Here is a 15427-nt window from a genome sequence, read left to right as displayed (position 1 = left end):
GACCTCCGCGTCGGCGCCGTAGTACGCGTCGCGCGCGGCGATGATCCGCTCCGTGAGCTCCGCCGCCTCCGCCTTCGCCGCCTCGAAGGTCAGCGTCGTGTCGATCGATTCCTCCGCCGCATCCGTCACCCCGCAAGTCTACGGAGCGGGTGCGACACGGCGACGGGGTTGCCCTCAGATCGGCGAGCCGTCGGGCCGCACGAGCGACGCCACGATCCGCTCCACGAAGCCGTCGAACGCGGCACCGGATGCGGCGGACACGACGATCGCGGTGAGGGGATCGCCGCCGCCGGTGAGCCCCGGATCGGGGTAGGCGATGACGACGGACGCGACCGGCACGGCACCGGCCCCGGTGGACGAGACCGCCCGGACGGCGTCGTGTCCGCCGACGGTGACGGGTTCGACGGTCGCACCCGGATCGCCCTGGACCGTGCGGGCCGCGAGCTCGTCGAGCGTGCCGACGGCGGTCACGGCGTGCACCTGCACGACCGAGAGCATGTCGTCACCGAACGCGACCCCCGTGCTGCAGCCTGCGGAGCCGGGCACGAGCGTCCACGACGGGTCGGGCGCGCGGTACCGGTAGCAGGGGGTGCGCACCTCGCCGGCGGCGTAGGCGACGGGTGCGTCGCGGTCCACCTCGACCGGCACGCGGGCGGCGCCGCCCCCGGGCGCACTCGCTCCGGGCGCACTCGCTCCCGGCGCACTCGTCGAGGGTGCGGCCGCGGCGGGCGGGGACACCGCGTCGACAGGCTGCGCGTCCCCTCCGGGCGCGCAGCCGAACAGCAGGGCGGGCACCGCCAGCAGTGCCAGGACGCGGGCGGGACGGGACGGACGGGACATGGTCGCTCCTCGGGGGTCGGGAGCCCCGACGGTACGGATCCGCAGCCCCTCCACCCGTGGTCCCCGCCCCGGCTGTGGACCGGCGCGTGGGCGCACGCGCTGGGGAGGAGCGGACGCGGTCGTCCGGCAGCGGTCACCGTCCGACCGAACCGGGCTTCGCGACGAACCGGGCTTCGCGAACGTGCCCCGGACGGCGCTACGCGGCGGGGACCGCGGAGACGGTGCGGTCGATCGTGAACTGTCCGAGCACGCGCGTGCCGCGATAGAGCACGGCGGTCTGCCCCGGCGCGACGCCGTCGAGCGGCTCGACCGGCCGGACGGTGACCGTGCCGTCGCGCACCTCGGCGCGAGCCGGCACCGGATCGGCGTGGGCACGGATCTGCACGTCGCAGTCGAAGGCGCCCTCCGCGGGCGCCGCTCCGGCCCAGCTGTGCCGCTCCCCCGCGATCTCGGCGGTCGCGAGCGCCTCCTTCGGCCCCACCACGACCGTGTTCGACACGGGTCGCACCTCGAGGACGAACCGGGGCTTGCCGTCGGGCGCGGGCACCCCGAGCCGGAGCCCGCGGCGCTGTCCGACGGTGTAGGCGTGCGCGCCCTCGTGCTCGCCGACGACCGCGCCGGCCCGGTCGACGATCGGCCCGGACTCGGCGCCGACGCGCTCGGCCAGCCAGCCGCGGGTGTCGCCGTCGGGGATGAAGCAGATGTCGTGGCTGTCCGGCTTGTGCGCGACGCTCAGCCCCCGGGCCTCGGCCTCGGCACGGACGAGTGCCTTCGACGGGGTGTCGCCGAGCGGGAAGTAGGTGTGGGCGAGCTGCTCGGCGGTGAGGACCCCGAGCACGTACGACTGGTCCTTCGCCTGATCGCTCGCCCGGTGCAGTTCACGCCCGTCGGGCCCGTCCACGAGCGCGGCGTAGTGGCCGGTGCAGACCGCGTCGAAGCCGAGCTCGAGCGCACGCTCCAGCAGCGCGGCGAACTTGATCTTCTCGTTGCAGCGCATGCAGGGGTTCGGGGTGCGCCCGGCGCGGTACTCGGAGACGAAGTCCTCGATCACGTCGTCGCGGAACCGCTCGGAGAAGTCCCACACGTAGAACGGGATGCCGAGCCGGTCGGCGGCGCGACGGGCGTCCATCGCGTCCTCGATCGTGCAGCACCCGCGGCTGCCGGCGCGCAGGGTGCCGCCCGCCCGGGACAGGGCGAGGTGCACCCCGACCACGTCGTGGCCCGCGTCGACCGCGCGCGCCGCGGCCACCGCGGAGTCCACGCCTCCGCTCATCGCCGCCAGGATCCGCATCCGTCCAGTCTACGAGCGGACGGATGCGGCGGCTCTGGCCCGGGCGAGTGCGTCGGGCAGCACGCGCAGCAGCGCGTCGACGTCGTCCCGCGTGCTGGTGCGGCCGAGGGTGAACCGGAGGACGGACCGGGCGGCGACCTCGTCGAGCCCCAGCGCGAGCACGACATGGGAGGGCTCCGCGACCCCCGCCTGGCACGCGGACCCGGTCGAGGCCTGGATGCCCGCCTGATCGAGCAGGAACAGCAGGGTCTCCCCCGCTGCGCCGTCGAAGAGCACGTGCGCGTTCCCGGGGAGGCGCCGCACCGGGTCGCCGAGCAGGCGCGTGCCGGGGAGGGCGAGCACGCCGGCGATGAGCCGCTCGCGGAGCGCCGTGAGCCGCGCCGCCTCGCGGTCCCGCTCGGCCACGGTCGCGACCGCCGCGGCGGCGAAGGCGACCGCACCGGCGACGTCCTGGGTCCCGGGGCGCAGGCCCCGCTGCTGCGCGCCGCCGTGCAGCAGCGGCTGGATGCGGGCGGTGCGTGCGACCACGAGGGCGCCGACGCCGACCGGACCGCCGACCTTGTGCGCGGAGACGCTCAGCGCGCACAGCCCGACACCGGCGTCCGCGTCGCCGCGGAGCGCGGCGAAGGAGAACGGGAGGTGCCCGAGCGCGGCGACGGCGTCCAGGTGCAGCGGGACACCCGCATCCGCTGCGGCCGCCGCGAGGCCCGCGGCGTCGTTGACCGTGCCGACCTCGTTGTTCGCGATCATCGCGGTCGCGAGGGCGGCGTCGGCGAGCGCGGCGCGGAACCGCGGCACCGGGATCGCCCCGTGCGCGTCGAGTCCGACATGGCGCAGCTGCGCGCCGCGGTCGGCCCACAGCCGCTGGGCGGTGTCCATGGTCGCGTGGTGCTCGCCGTCGGGCAGCACGAGCGTCGGTCGTCCGGGGTCCCGGGCGCCCCACAGGCCCTGCAGGGCGAGGTTGACGGACTCGGTGCCGCCGGAGGTGAACACGACCTCGACCGGGTCACAGCCCAGGACCGCCGCGACCTGTTCGCGGGACTCCTCCAGCAGACGTCGCGCGTCCTGCCCGCCGCGGTGGATCGACGACGCGTTCCCCACCACCTCGCTCGCCGCGAGCCAAGCCGCCCGCGCCTCGGGACGGAGGGGGCTGGTGGCCGCGTGGTCGAGGTACGTCACCCTTCCACTCTCTCACCACCGCGGCACCGTCGGGCCGGGCCGCCCCCAGCCCGGTCCGGTCCGACGGCGGGTTCAGGCGACGGCGCCGCGGGCGTTGTAGACGAGCGGGTCGCTCTCGCCGTAGGCGCGGTACACCGCGACGGCCTCGTCGTGGCGCACGCCGATCGTGACGCGGATGCCGCGGGCCTCGAACTGCTCGGCCCAGTCCGAGACGACGGGACCCTCGTCGAAGCCGGTGAGCTCCTCCAGCAGCGGCCCCTCACCGGCGACCACCAGCGAGCGCACGCCGCTCCACATGGTGGCGCCGTAGCACATGACGCAGGGCCGCCAGTTGACGACGAGCTGCAGGTCGGCACCGTCGGCGCCGAGGTCCCATCGGCCGAGCGCCGTCTGCGCGAGACTCAGGGTCGTCACCTCGGCGTGCATCGACGTGATGCCGGTCGCGAGGACGACGTTCACCCCCGCCGAGACGAGTTCCCCGGTCGCCGCGTCCACCACGATCGCCGCGAACGGCCCGCCGCTGCCCTCACGCCAGTTGCGGTCGGCGAGCGCGTTGACGAGGTCCATCCGCTCCTCCAGGGTCGGCAGGACCGTGGGGAGCGTGTCCAGCTCGGCAGTGAGCCAGGCGGGCAGGGATGCGGAGAAACCGGTGACGAGTGACATGGGCAGCATCCTGACCGACCCACGTGTCGGGACTGTTACGGCGTCGTGGCGCGCGCGCCCGCCGTCCGGAGCGCCCCGGTGTGGCCGGATCGGTGCGCGCCCGGTCAACCGGCGGGCGCGCACGGTCACGGCGCCGGCGACCCCGCGCACCACCATGGGGACCGTGACGGAGATCCTGCACCTCTGGGCGCTCGCACCGGCGGCCGTCGGGGCATGCTGCCTGGCCGCGGACCGACGCCGCGTGCGCATGCCGGAGCTGGCCGCATCGACCGTCATGCTCCTGGCCATGCTGGACATGGCGACGATGCGGCTGGTCGCCCCCGTGTTCGGCGCGGCGGCGCTGTTGACCACGGCGATGGCGCTCGCCGCGGTGCGGAGCGCGCGTCGCCGCGGCCGGGCGCACCGGGCGGACGCGATGACCCTGCACACCGGGCTGGGGATCGTCGTCATGGCGGTGCTGCTGCTCGTCCCGCATGCCGGCACGGCGGCCTCCGGCGGTGGCCATGCGCACGGCGGGGACCCTGCAGCGTTGACGGCCTCGGTGGCACTGGCCGCCCTCGTCTACGCCGGGTGGTCCGGGGTCGCGGCGATCCGTCGGCATCCGCCGCTCGACCGGGTGCAGTATGCCGCGATGGGCGCCTCCGTGCTGGCGATGATCCTCGCCGTCGGGGTCGGCTGAGACGCCGGGCGACGTTCCGTCAAGCCCTTGGGCGCGGGACGGATGCGGTGTGGGGTCGACGCATGAGCACCGCAGATCCGCACCCCGCCCCCGACGACCCCACCCTCCCGCCGATCCACGAGCCCGCCGAGGACGACGAGGACTGATCACCGGTCCCGGTCGAGCCAGTCCCGCAGCCGCGACAGCGGCCAGGTCGTGACGATCCGCTCGGCCGGGATACCGGCCGCCTCGGCCCGCGCGGCGCCGTGGTCGAGGAGCGACAACTGTCCGGGCGCGTGCGCGTCGCTGTCGATCGAGAACAGGCATCCCGCGTCCAGTGCGATCCGGATGAGGTCGTCCGGCGGATCCTGCCGCTCCGGCCGCGAGTTGACCTCGACCGCGACACCGTGACGTGCGCACGCGGCGAACACCGCCTCCGCGTCGAACTCCGACTGCGGCCGGGTCCCGCGGCTCCCCTCCACGAGCCGCCCGGTGCAATGCCCCAGGACGTCGGTGTGCGGATGCTGGACCGCTCGCAGCATCCGTGCGGTCATCGGCCGCCGGTCCATCCGCAGCTTCGAGTGGACGCTCGCGACCACGACGTCCACGCGCTCCAGCAGGGCGTCCTCCTGGTCCAGCGCACCGTCTTCGAGGATGTCCACCTCGATCCCGCCGAGCAGGGTGAACCCGTCGCCGGTGAACCCGGGGACGAGCTCCAGCTGTTCGGCGAGCCGCTCGGCGCTCAGCCCGTTCGCCACCCGCAGCCGCGGCGAATGGTCGGTGAGCGCGAGGTATTCGTGGCCGAGCCCACGGGCCGCGCCCACCATGTCGGCGATCGGGGTGAGTCCGTCCGACCAGTCGCTGTGCGCGTGCAGGTCGCCCTTCAGCTCCGCCCGCAGTCCGCTCGCCACCGCACCGGTGCGGGCGCGGAGGTCGACGAGGTACGCCGGCACCTCCCCCGCGAGCGCCTCCTCGATGACGGTCAGTGTGCGATCGCCGATCCCCGGCGTGCGTCGCAGCCGGTCACGGTCACGCAGCTGTGCCGGCGTCATCCCGGCGATCGCATCCGCCGCGGCGCGGAACGCCTTCGACCGGTAGCGCGAGGCACGCTCCCGCTCCAGCAGCGTCACGATCTCGGTGAGCGCCTCGAGGGGGTCCATCGACTCAGTCTGCCCCCGCGGACGCCGTCGTGACAGGATGAGCCCGTGACCGACCGTCTCATGCTCCTCGACTCCGCGTCGCTGTACTTCCGGGCGTTCTACGGCGTGCCCGACTCGATCAAGGCCCCGGACGGCACGGCCGTGAACGCGGTGCGCGGGATGCTGGACATCGTTGCGAAGCTGGTCTCCACGTACCGGCCGACGCACCTGGTCGCGTGCTGGGACGACGACTGGCGCCCGCAGTGGCGCGTCGACCTCATCCCCTCGTACAAGGCGCACCGGGTCGTCGAGGTCGTGGCTGCGGGGCCCGACGTCGAGGAGGTGCCCGACCCGCTCGAGGCGCAGGTGCCGATCATCCGCGAATCGCTGGAGCTGCTCGGCATCCCGGTCGTCGGGGTCGCCGAGCACGAGGCGGACGACGTCATCGGTACGCTCGCGACCGGTGCCGGCATGCCGGTCGACGTCGTCACCGGCGACCGCGACCTGTTCCAGCTCGTCGACGACGACGCCGAGGTGTCGGTCGTCTACACCGCACGCGGCATGAGCAAGCTCGAGACCGTCACGGATGCGACCGTCCTCGCGAAGTACGGCGTGCACGCCGCGCAGTACGCCGACTTCGCCGCGCTCCGCGGCGACCCCTCCGACGGGCTCCCCGGCGTCGCCGGCATCGGCGAGAAGACCGCCGCGACCCTGCTCGCCGCGCACGGCGACCTCGCCGGCATCATCGCCGCCGCCGAGGCGGGTGAGGGCATGTCCTCCGGGATGCGGGCGAAGCTCACCGCCGCCGCGGACTACCTCGCGGTGGCGCCGAAGGTGGTCGCCGTCGTCCGCGACCTTCCGATCGAGCGGCCCGAGGCGCGCCTGCGCCCGCTCGCCGACGAAGCCGCGGCGGAGGCGTTCGCGGACCGCTGGGGCGTCGGCTCCGCGTTCGACCGCGCCGCGCTCGCGATCGCCGGCATCGCCGCCTGAGCCCGCGACCGCGACCGGTGTCGCCTGCGGACGGCGACGTGACCGGCCGCGACGGCCGTCGTCAGGCCGCGAAGGAGCGGGTGGTCTCCACCCACTGCGAGAGCTTCGCCTCGGCCGCGCCGGAGTCGATCGCCTCGGCGGCCGCATCCTTCGCCTCGGCGAGACGCTCGAGGATCGGGCGCTGCGACTGCGTCGGCTCCTGGAAGAGCCGGTAGGCAACGAGGCCCGCGGCCGTGTTCAGCAGGACGATGTCGCGCACCGGCCCCGGTTCGCCGGCGAGCACCCGCCGCACCACGCCGGCGTTGTGCTCCGGGTCGCCGCCGATGAGGTCGGCCATGTCCGCGAGCGGGATGCCCAGGTCCCGCGGGTCGATGTCGTGCTCGTGCACGTCGCCGAGCGAGACCTCCCACACGCGGCTGTGACCGGTCGTGGTGAGCTCGTCCAGGCCATCATCGCCGCGGAACACGAGCGCCGTCGCGCCGCGGGTGCGGAACACGCCCGTGATGAGCGGCACCCGGTCGAGCTGCGCGACGCCCACCGCGTTCGCCTCCGCACGCGCCGGGTTGCAGAGGGGGCCGAGGAAGTTGAAGACGGTCGGGATGCCGAGCTCGGCGCGCGTCGGACCGGCGTGCCGGAACCCGGGGTGGAACGCGGACGCGAACGCGAACGTGATGCCGGCGCGCGACAGGGTCTCGGCGACCGCCTCGGGCGACAGGGCGAGGTCCACGCCGAGGGCGCGGAGCACGTCGGACGACCCGGATGCAGAGCTGGCGGCCTTGTTGCCGTGCTTGACGACCGGCACCCCCGCCGCGGCCGCCACGATCGCGGACATCGAGGAGATGTTCACCGTGCCGAACCGGTCGCCGCCGGTGCCGACGATGTCGAGCACGTGCGAGTCGACCGGCAGCGGGAGGGCCGACTCGAGGATGGCGTCGCGGAAGCCGACGATCTCGTCGACCGTCTCCCCCTTCGCCCGCAGCGCGACCAGGAACGCCGCCAGCTGCGACGGGGTCGCCTCCCCGGCCATGACCTGCCGCATCGCCCACGTCGACTCCGACACACTGAGGTCGTCCCCCTCGAGGAGGGAGGTCAGGAGCGCGGGCCAGCTGTACAGGTCGGTCATGACCGCAATCCTAGTGAGCGCGGGCACGCCGACTTCCGCGGCCCGGCACACGAAACGCCCGACCTCGCCTTCCCCGTGATTCCGCGGCGGGACCGGTCACGCACGCTCGGGGCGACCCGTTTTCGGCGTCCGGATGCAAGAAGCACAGGCAACTATCAGCCATAATGAAAGGGTGACGACCCCAGCGACGTATTCCCAAGCCCTGCGCACGGTCAAACGGCCTGACCCGGTGGCCGTTGGCACGATCGTCTGGCTCGGCAGTGAAGTCATGTTCTTCGCCGGCCTGTTCGCGATCTACTTCACCCTGCGCAGCACCTCCCCGGAGCTGTGGGCGGAGGAGTCCTCGCTGCTGAACATCCCGTTCGCGACCGTGAACACGATCATCCTCGTGCTCTCGTCCGTGACCTGCCAGATGGGTGTGTTCGCCGCGGAGCGCTTCCAGCCCTACCGCACCGGCAAGAGCCCCCTGAAGTGGGGCATGACGGGGTGGTTCTTCCTCACCTTCGCCCTGGGCGCGATCTTCGTGACCGGTCAGGTGTGGGAGTACGCGCAGCTCGTCGCGGAGGGCATGCCGATCAGTGCGAACGCCTACGCCTCGGCCTTCTACCTGACCACGGGCTTCCACGCCCTGCACGTCACCGGTGGTCTCGTCGCGTTCCTCTTCGTGATCGGTCGCGCGTTCGCCGTCAAGAACTTCGGGCGCAAGGAGATGACGACCTCCATCGTCGTGTCGTACTACTGGCACTTCGTCGACGTCGTCTGGATCGCCCTGTTCCTCGTCATCTACTTCCTGCGATAAGTCCGGAGCTCCCTCATGGCACGTTTCAAGAAGCACCGGCAGTCCGGTCGGCGCAGCCCCCTCGCCGCGGCGGCCCTCATCGGGATCGGTCTGCTCATCACCGGCGGCGTCTACGCCGGCGCGTCCGCGGCCGTGGCCGCGACGACCGAGACCGAGCCCACCGCCTCGACCCTCACGGTCGAGGACGGCCAGAAGCTCTTCCAGGCCAACTGCGCCACCTGCCACGGGCTCGACCTGCAGGGCACCGAGTCCGGCCCGTCGCTCTACGGCGTGGGCGAGCTCGCGGTGCACTTCCAGGTCTCCACCGGCCGCATGCCGCTGCAGGCCCAGGCCCCGCAGGCGCCGCAGAAGCCGGTGCAGTTCACGGACGAGCAGATCGAGGCCATCGCGTCCTACGTCCAGGCCGTCGCCCCCGGCCCGTCCTACCCCTCCGAGGAGGTCCTGGACGGTCAGGGCGACGTCGCGGCGGGCGCCGAGCTCTTCCGCATCAACTGCGCCATGTGCCACAACGTCGCCGGCGCGGGCGGTGCGCTCACCGAGGGCAAGTACGCCCCCAACCTGCACCACACCTCCGCACTGAACATGTACGCGGCGATGGTCACGGGCCCGCAGAACATGCCCGTCTTCAACGACATGAACCTCACCCTCGAGGACAAGCGCGACGTCATCTCGGCACTCCTGTGGATGCAGGAGAACCCCTCCCCCGGCGGGTACGCGCTGGGCTCACTGGGTCCCGTCGCGGAGGGCCTGTTCATCTGGATCTTCGGCATCGGCACGCTCATCGCGGTGACGGTGTGGATCACCGCGAAGTCCAACTGACGAACTTTTCACAGACATACGGAACGTACGAGGAGCACCATGGCACACGATGTCGACCCGCTCGAGCATGAGAGGGCTTCCTGGAAGCCGTCGAGCGGTCTTGCCGTGGAGGCGTCCGACCCGGCGGTGAACCCCGGTCTGCCGCCGCATCGGGAGCGCATCACCGACAAGGACCCCGCCGCCATGCAGCGCGCGGTCCGCACCGTCTACACGCTGTTCTACCTGTCGGTCGCAGCGTCCATCTGGGCCGTCGTGGCCTACATGGTCTTCCCGCTGGACGGCACGCTCGCCGCGGTCCACAACAACTCGATGTTCGTGGGTCTCGGCATCGCGTTCGCCCTCCTGGCGATCGGTATCGGCGCGATCCACTGGTCCAAGGCCGTCATGGTCGACAAGGAGTACATCGAGCCGCGTCACGCGACGCGCGGTCGTGACACGACCCGTGAGGGTGCGGTCGCCGCGTTCGCCGCCGCGAACGAGGAGTCGGGCTTCGGCCGCCGCACGATGATCCGCAACTCGCTGTTCGCGGCCGTCGCGGCATCCGTGGTCCCCGGCATCGTCCTCTTCCGCGGCCTCGCCCCCGAGGACGAGAACCCGGTCGAGCTGCTGCAGCACACGATGTGGAAGAAGGGCTCGCGCCTCGCGATCGACCCCACCGGCCGCCCGATCAAGGCGTCCGAGGTCACGCTCGGCTCTGCGTTCCACGTCATCCCCGAGGAGCTCGCGCAGCTGTCGCACCACGAGGGCTACCTCGACGAGAAGGCCAAGGCCATCGTCCTGCTCATGCGCCTGCCGCAGGAGGACCTCATCGAGGCCGAGGACCGCAAGGACTGGTCCTACGACGGCATCGTCGCCTACTCCAAGGTGTGCACGCACGTCGGCTGCCCCGTCGCGCTGTACGAGCAGCTCACCCACCACCTCCTCTGCCCCTGCCACCAGTCGCAGTTCGACGTCGCCGACGGCGCGAAGGTCATCTTCGGCCCGGCCGCCCGTCCGCTGCCGCAGCTGCCCATCACGGTGGACGACGAGGGCTACCTCGTCGCGCAGAGCGACTTCACCGAACCCGTCGGCCCGAGCTTCTGGGAGCGTCATTGAGTACCGCAACCGCCACCTCCGCTCCTGAGCAGAAGAAGGACGCCCCGCTCGGCGGACGCTTCGTCGGAGCGGCCGCGAACTACATCGACGAGCGCACGAGCGTCTCCGGGCTCGTCAAGGAGCTCGGGCGCAAGATCTTCCCGGACCACTGGTCCTTCATGCTCGGTGAGATCGCCCTGTGGAGCTTCGTCGTCGTGCTGCTCTCCGGCACGTACCTGACGTTCTTCTTCCAGGCGTCGATGGCCGAGGTCCACTACGACGGCTCGTACCCGCTCATGCGCGGTGTCGCGATGTCCGCGGCGCTGGATTCGACGCTGCACATCTCCTTCGACCTCCGCGGTGGTCTCCTGGTCCGCCAGATCCACCACTGGGCCGCGCTCGTGTTCGTCGCCGGCATCGGCGTGCACATGCTGCGCGTCTTCTTCACCGGCGCGTTCCGCAAGCCGCGCGAGCTCAACTGGGTCATCGGCTTCGTGCTGTTCGTCCTGGCCATGGGCGAGGGCTTCACCGGCTACTCGCTCCCCGACGACCTGCTCTCGGGCAACGGCCTGCGCATCATCGACGGCATGATCAAGGGCATCCCGCTCATCGGCACCTGGACCTCGTTCCTGCTCTTCGGCGGCGAGTTCCCCGGTGACGCGATCGTCGGCCGCCTCTACACGCTGCACATCCTGCTGCTGCCCGCGATCCTGGTCGCGCTGCTGGCGCTGCACCTCGTGCTGATGATCATCAACAAGCACACGCAGTTCGCCGGTCCCGCCCGCACGAACAGCAACGTCGTCGGCTACCCGATGCTCCCGGTGTACGCCTCGAAGATGGGTGGGTTCTTCTTCCTCACCTTCGGTGTGATCGTCCTCATCGCGTCGCTGTTCACGATCAACCCGATCTGGAACTACGGCCCGTACGACCCGTCCCCCGTCTCCGCGGGTACCCAGCCCGACTGGTACATCGGCTTCGCCGACGGCGCCCTGCGTCTCGTGCCGCCGCACCTGGAGTCGGTGTTCTGGAACCACACCTGGTCGTGGAACATCATCATCCCGCTCGTCGTGCTGGTGCTCTTCATCCTGCTCGTCGCCGTCTACCCCTTCATCGAGGCGTGGATCACCGGCGACAAGCGCGAGCACCACATCGCGCAGCGCCCCCGCAACGCGGCCACCCGCACCGCCATCGGCGCCGCCGGCGTCATCTTCTACGCGGTGCTGTGGGCGGCGGCCTCGTCGGACATCATCGCCACGCACTTCATGCTGTCGATGGAAGGGGTCATCCACTTCCTGCAGTTCAGCCTCATCCTGGGCCCGATCATCGGCTACTTCGTCACCAAGCGCATCTGCATCGCGCTGCAGAAGAAGGACCGCGAGATCGTGCTGCACGGCTACGAGTCCGGTCGCATCGTCCGCCTCCCCGGCGGCGAGTACATCGAGGTGCACCAGCCCGTCGACGAGTACGACCGCTGGAAGCTCATCGACTACGAGACCAACGCCCCGCTGGTCGTGCGGCCGAACGCCAAGGGCAACATCCCGTGGCACGAGAACCTCCGCGCGTCGCTCTCGCGCTGGTTCTTCGAGGACCGCCTGACCCCGCTCACCCAGGCCGAGATCGCCGCCGCCGATGCGCACCAGCACCACGAGCTGTCGCACATGGACGAGGCGGAGCAGGCCGAGATCGAGGGTGCCGCCCAGCGGGCCGCCGAGGACGGCCACCCGACCAACGCGGTCGGCGAGAAGGCCAGCGCCGAGTGGCCCTCCCCCAAGGGGCTGAACGCGGCCAACGACACCGAGGGCGACGCTCCCCGCAGCTGATCCCCGCACGACGAAGGGCGGTCCGGTTCATTCCGGACCGCCCTTCGTCGTTCCCGCGTTTCCGTCGATGTTGATGGCTGTAACATTCCCGGAATGCGTGCCCACTAGCGTGGGGCCGTGCGTTTCATCATCATCGGAGCAGGTATCGGCGGGACCAGTGCGGGCATCGCACTGCAGCGGTTGGGCCACGAGGTCGTCATCTACGACCAGATCAAGGAGAACAAGCCGGTCGGCGCCGCGCTCTCCCTCTGGCCGAACGGCGTCAAGGTGCTGAACTGGCTCGGGCTCCACGACGACATGGTGGCCCTCGGCGGTGTCATGGACACCATGGCGTACGTCGACGGCCACACCGGCGAGGACATGTGCCGGTTCAGCCTGGCACCGGTCACGGCGCGCACCGGCCAGCGTCCCTACCCCGTCGCACGCGCCGACCTCCAGGCGCTCCTCATGGAGCGGTTCGGCATGGACCGCATCCGGCTCGGGATGCGCATGACCGGCGTGTCGCAGACGGAGGACGCCGTCACGGTCACGTTCGAGAACGGCGAGTCCGACACCGCGGACGTGCTCATCGGCGCGGACGGTGCACGCTCGCTCGTGCGCGAGCACGTCCTCGGCGAGCAGCTGGAGCGGGTGTACTCGGGCTACACGAACTTCAACGGCCTCGTCCCGATCGACACGGCGGTGGGCCCCGCCGACCAGTGGACCACCTACGTCGCGGAGGGCAAGCGCGTCTCGGTGATGCCCGTGGCCGGCGACCGGTTCTACTTCTTCTTCGACGTCCCGCAGCCGGCCGGCCTCCCCTACGACCGCTCGGAGGGCACCGCCCCGCTGCGCGCCGCGTTCGACGGCTGGGCCGACGGCGTGCACCGGCTCATCGACGCGATCGATCCCGCGACCTCCCTGAACCGCGTGGAGATCTTCGACATCGACCCGTTCCACACCTGGGTGCGCGGACGCGTCGCGCTCCTCGGGGACTCCGCGCACAACACCGCTCCGGACATCGGACAGGGCGCCTGCTCGGCGCTCGAGGACAGCTTCGTGCTCGGCCTCGTGTTCGCACTGAACACGCTCGGGCCGCAGGACGCACTGCAGCGCTACCAGCGGATCCGCACCGAGCGGGCCGGCGAGCTCGTCCTGAAGGCGCGCAAACGCGGCTGGGAGACGCACGGGTTCGATCCTGCGACCACCGACGCCTGGTACGCCGGGCTGCGCGTCGAGACCGGTGAACACGTCATCGGCGGCATCCTGGGCAACATCGTCGACAGTCCGGTCAACCTCGGCGGCGGCCTCCTCGACTGACGTCCGTTTTCGACGCGTCCGTGTCCGTCCGGCTCCTCGTGGCCGGGCGGACACGCCCGTACCGTGGGGGCATGATCGACGCGCTGCAGTACTTCGAGACCAAACTCGCCTGCGAGACCGACGCTTCCGACGTGTACGCCGCGCAGCGTGCCGGTGAGCGGTTCGCGCTGCTGGACGTGCGCTCCGCGGACGCGTGGGCGCAGGGGCGGGTGCGCGGTGCACGCCACATGCCCTACCGGGAGATCGCGGCCCGCGCGGCGGAGGAGCTCGACCCCGCCGTCGACGTCGTCGTCTACTGCTGGAGCCCCGGCTGCAACGCCGGCGCCAAGGCCGGACGCGAACTCGCCGCCCTCGGCTACCGGGTGCGCGAGATGATCGGCGGCTACGAGTACTGGCGCCGGGAGGGATACCCGGCGGAGACGGATGCGGGTCCGCTCCCCCGCATCCAGGACCCCCTCGTTGGGGTCGTGGCGGGCGACTGAGCGGTGCGCCGTCAGGACGCGCTGACCTCCAGGTCCTCCTGGAACCACTCGTCGGCCGAACCGTGGAACGCAGGCGCCGCCCACGCGTCGTACGCCCCCTCGACGACGTCGCAGACCACGGCGGTCACGTTGTCGCGCGAACCGGCCTCGAGCGCCTCGGCGACGAGTGCACGGGCGGCCGCCTGCGGGCTGCGGTTCCGCAGCAGGGCCAGGCCGAGCTCCTCGTCGTCCAGGTAGTCGCTCACGCCGTCGCTGCACAGCAGCCACCGGTCGCCGGGCACGACGTCGCGCTCGGCCACGGTCACCGGGTCGGCCTCCCCGCCTGCGAACGACGCCGTGATGATGTTGCGTCGCGGGTGGACCGCGGCGGCCTGCGGATCGAGGAGCCCCCGGTCGACGAGCGTCTGCACGTACGAGTCGTCCCGCGTCTGCCGCTCGAGCTGCGCATGCCGCAGCCGGTAGCCGCGCGAATCGCCGACGTGGGCGAGCAGCAGACGGTCGCCGTCGGCGAGGAACAGGCCGGTGAACGTCGTCGCCATGCCGGCGAGCTCCGGGTCGCGACGGACGTGCGCTCCGAGGTCCCAATTCGCCTCGCGCAGGCGCACGGCGAGGTCGTCGACGTCACGGACGCGCAGACCGCCCGCGACGAGCCGGTGGACGAACGCCGCGGACGCGAGGTCCCCGGAGGGCCCACCGCCCACGCCGTCGGCGACGGCGGCACCCCAGGGCGCGCTGAAGGCCGCATCCTGATTCGAGGCACGGATGTGCCCCGTCTCGGAGGATGCGGCCGTCAGAAGCCGGAATCCCATGGACCTCAGCGCGCGAAGTTCCCGCGGTAGTACTCGAAGACCCACCCGACGATGGCCACGACGAAGACGCCGAGTCCGATCGGGACCATCCAGCTGCCGACCGCGAGACCGATCGCGCCGATGGCGACCGAGAAGGCCAGCACGATGGGCCACCAGGACCAGGGGCTGAACTCACCGATCTCCGGGTCGCCGTCGTCGATGTCGGCGGTCAGGCTGTCCTCGGGCAGCAGGCCACCGGCCGCCTTGGCGACACGGGACACGTACCAGCCGATCATCGCGGACATGAACGCACCGAACAGGAGCGCCACGGTGCCGACCCACTCGATCGCGTCGGGCCACGCCATCTCGGGGTTCGCGAGGATGTTCCAGCCCGTGTAGACGATGTCGATGAAGAGGAAGAACCCGAGCAGGAGCCACCAGATACCGATGTTGCTACGCATGG

At 71.7% G+C, this 15427-nt stretch carries 16 protein-coding genes; 8 read left to right on the top strand and 8 right to left on the bottom strand.

Annotated features, from left to right (window positions below; genetic code table 11):
- Positions 1-174 precede the first annotated feature (174 nt).
- From ACWAUO_RS04630 to ACWAUO_RS04615, 4 genes are all read right to left on the bottom strand, one after another.
- The gene (locus ACWAUO_RS04630; RefSeq protein WP_460773476.1) at positions 175-840 is read right to left on the bottom strand and encodes a hypothetical protein; all 666 of its coding nucleotides are present in this window, start codon (positions 838-840) and stop codon (positions 175-177) included.
- 196 nt (positions 841-1036) lie between these two features.
- On the bottom strand, positions 1037-2131 hold the full coding sequence (gene mnmA, locus ACWAUO_RS04625; protein ID WP_460773474.1) for a tRNA 2-thiouridine(34) synthase MnmA: 1095 nt from the start codon (positions 2129-2131) through the stop codon (positions 1037-1039).
- A gap of 9 nt (positions 2132-2140) precedes the next feature.
- Entirely contained in the window at positions 2141-3310 is a 1170-nt protein-coding gene (locus ACWAUO_RS04620) for a cysteine desulfurase family protein (protein ID WP_460773472.1), read from the bottom strand.
- 72 nt (positions 3311-3382) lie between these two features.
- Entirely contained in the window at positions 3383-3973 is a 591-nt protein-coding gene (locus ACWAUO_RS04615; protein WP_460773470.1) for a nucleoside deaminase, read from the bottom strand.
- Between the two features lie 163 nt (positions 3974-4136).
- Between ACWAUO_RS04615 and ACWAUO_RS04610 the strand changes: the two genes are divergently transcribed.
- Complete coding sequence (locus tag ACWAUO_RS04610; RefSeq protein WP_460773468.1) at positions 4137-4652, top strand: hypothetical protein; 516 nt, start codon at positions 4137-4139, stop codon at positions 4650-4652.
- Between the two features lie 146 nt (positions 4653-4798).
- On the opposite strand, the gene ACWAUO_RS04605 is transcribed toward ACWAUO_RS04610, so the two are convergent.
- Positions 4799-5791, bottom strand: coding sequence for a PHP domain-containing protein (locus tag ACWAUO_RS04605; protein WP_460773467.1), 993 nt, complete (start codon positions 5789-5791; stop codon positions 4799-4801).
- A gap of 45 nt (positions 5792-5836) precedes the next feature.
- Here ACWAUO_RS04605 and ACWAUO_RS04600 point away from each other — a divergent pair, with 45 nt between their 5' ends.
- Positions 5837-6760: a 5'-3' exonuclease gene (locus ACWAUO_RS04600; RefSeq protein WP_460773465.1), complete on the top strand. Its 924-nt coding sequence runs from the start codon at positions 5837-5839 to the stop codon at positions 6758-6760.
- 61 nt (positions 6761-6821) lie between these two features.
- Here ACWAUO_RS04600 and trpD read toward each other — a convergent pair whose 3' ends face one another.
- Positions 6822-7883, bottom strand: a complete 1062-nt coding sequence (gene trpD, locus ACWAUO_RS04595) for an anthranilate phosphoribosyltransferase (protein WP_460773464.1) — start codon at positions 7881-7883, stop codon at positions 6822-6824.
- A gap of 172 nt (positions 7884-8055) precedes the next feature.
- On the opposite strand from trpD, the gene ctaE reads away from it, so the two are divergent.
- The 6 genes from ctaE to ACWAUO_RS04565 all read left to right on the top strand — a co-directional run bounded on the left by ctaE (position 8056) and on the right by ACWAUO_RS04565 (position 14176).
- Complete coding sequence (gene ctaE / locus ACWAUO_RS04590) at positions 8056-8682, top strand: aa3-type cytochrome oxidase subunit III (RefSeq protein WP_460773462.1); 627 nt, start codon at positions 8056-8058, stop codon at positions 8680-8682.
- 15 nt (positions 8683-8697) lie between these two features.
- Positions 8698-9501, top strand: a complete 804-nt coding sequence (gene qcrC, locus ACWAUO_RS04585) for a cytochrome bc1 complex diheme cytochrome c subunit (protein ID WP_460773461.1) — start codon at positions 8698-8700, stop codon at positions 9499-9501.
- Between the two features lie 39 nt (positions 9502-9540).
- The gene (gene qcrA / locus ACWAUO_RS04580) at positions 9541-10596 is read left to right on the top strand and encodes a cytochrome bc1 complex Rieske iron-sulfur subunit (RefSeq protein WP_460773459.1); all 1056 of its coding nucleotides are present in this window, start codon (positions 9541-9543) and stop codon (positions 10594-10596) included.
- Positions 10593-12395: a cytochrome bc1 complex cytochrome b subunit gene (gene qcrB / locus ACWAUO_RS04575; protein WP_460773458.1), complete on the top strand. Its 1803-nt coding sequence runs from the start codon at positions 10593-10595 to the stop codon at positions 12393-12395. The genes qcrA and qcrB overlap by 4 nt, the downstream gene beginning before the upstream one ends.
- Before the next feature lie 117 nt (positions 12396-12512).
- The gene (hpxO, locus tag ACWAUO_RS04570) at positions 12513-13694 is read left to right on the top strand and encodes an FAD-dependent urate hydroxylase HpxO (protein WP_460773456.1); all 1182 of its coding nucleotides are present in this window, start codon (positions 12513-12515) and stop codon (positions 13692-13694) included.
- 71 nt (positions 13695-13765) lie between these two features.
- The gene (locus ACWAUO_RS04565; RefSeq protein WP_460773454.1) at positions 13766-14176 is read left to right on the top strand and encodes a rhodanese-like domain-containing protein; all 411 of its coding nucleotides are present in this window, start codon (positions 13766-13768) and stop codon (positions 14174-14176) included.
- Positions 14177-14187: 11 nt separating this feature from the next.
- Here ACWAUO_RS04565 and ACWAUO_RS04560 read toward each other — a convergent pair whose 3' ends face one another.
- Positions 14188-14985: a PP2C family protein-serine/threonine phosphatase gene (locus tag ACWAUO_RS04560; RefSeq protein WP_460773453.1), complete on the bottom strand. Its 798-nt coding sequence runs from the start codon at positions 14983-14985 to the stop codon at positions 14188-14190.
- 5 nt (positions 14986-14990) lie between these two features.
- Positions 14991-15425 carry a cytochrome c oxidase subunit 4 gene (locus tag ACWAUO_RS04555; protein ID WP_460773451.1) on the bottom strand — a complete coding sequence of 145 codons (435 nt, stop codon included), beginning with the start codon at positions 15423-15425 and terminating at the stop codon, positions 14991-14993.
- Between the last annotated feature and the right edge of the window lie 2 nt (positions 15426-15427).

It is taken from the genome of Microbacterium sp. GXF7504 (genome assembly GCF_054798235.1).
The sequence above is the reverse complement of the archived record's forward strand: the minus strand, read 5'-3'. Positions and strand labels throughout refer to the sequence as shown.

Bases quoted from the DNA above. Each gene is read 5' to 3' on its own strand.
- qcrC (WP_460773461.1), top strand. From the start codon at position 8,698: ATGGCACGTTTCAAGAAGCACCGGCAGTCCGGTCGGCGCAGCCCCCTC.
- mnmA (WP_460773474.1), bottom strand. From the start codon at position 2,131: ATGCGGATCCTGGCGGCGATGAGCGGAGGCGTGGACTCCGCGGTGGCC.
- ACWAUO_RS04615 (WP_460773470.1), bottom strand. From the start codon at position 3,973: ATGTCACTCGTCACCGGTTTCTCCGCATCCCTGCCCGCCTGGCTCACT.
- ACWAUO_RS04605 (WP_460773467.1), bottom strand. From the start codon at position 5,791: ATGGACCCCCTCGAGGCGCTCACCGAGATCGTGACGCTGCTGGAGCGG.
- ACWAUO_RS04560 (WP_460773453.1), bottom strand. From the start codon at position 14,985: ATGGGATTCCGGCTTCTGACGGCCGCATCCTCCGAGACGGGGCACATC.
- ACWAUO_RS04565 (WP_460773454.1), top strand. From the start codon at position 13,766: ATGATCGACGCGCTGCAGTACTTCGAGACCAAACTCGCCTGCGAGACC.
- ACWAUO_RS04630 (WP_460773476.1), bottom strand. From the start codon at position 840: ATGTCCCGTCCGTCCCGTCCCGCCCGCGTCCTGGCACTGCTGGCGGTG.
- qcrA (WP_460773459.1), top strand. From the start codon at position 9,541: ATGGCACACGATGTCGACCCGCTCGAGCATGAGAGGGCTTCCTGGAAG.
- ACWAUO_RS04555 (WP_460773451.1), bottom strand. From the start codon at position 15,425: ATGCGTAGCAACATCGGTATCTGGTGGCTCCTGCTCGGGTTCTTCCTC.
- trpD (WP_460773464.1), bottom strand. From the start codon at position 7,883: ATGACCGACCTGTACAGCTGGCCCGCGCTCCTGACCTCCCTCCTCGAG.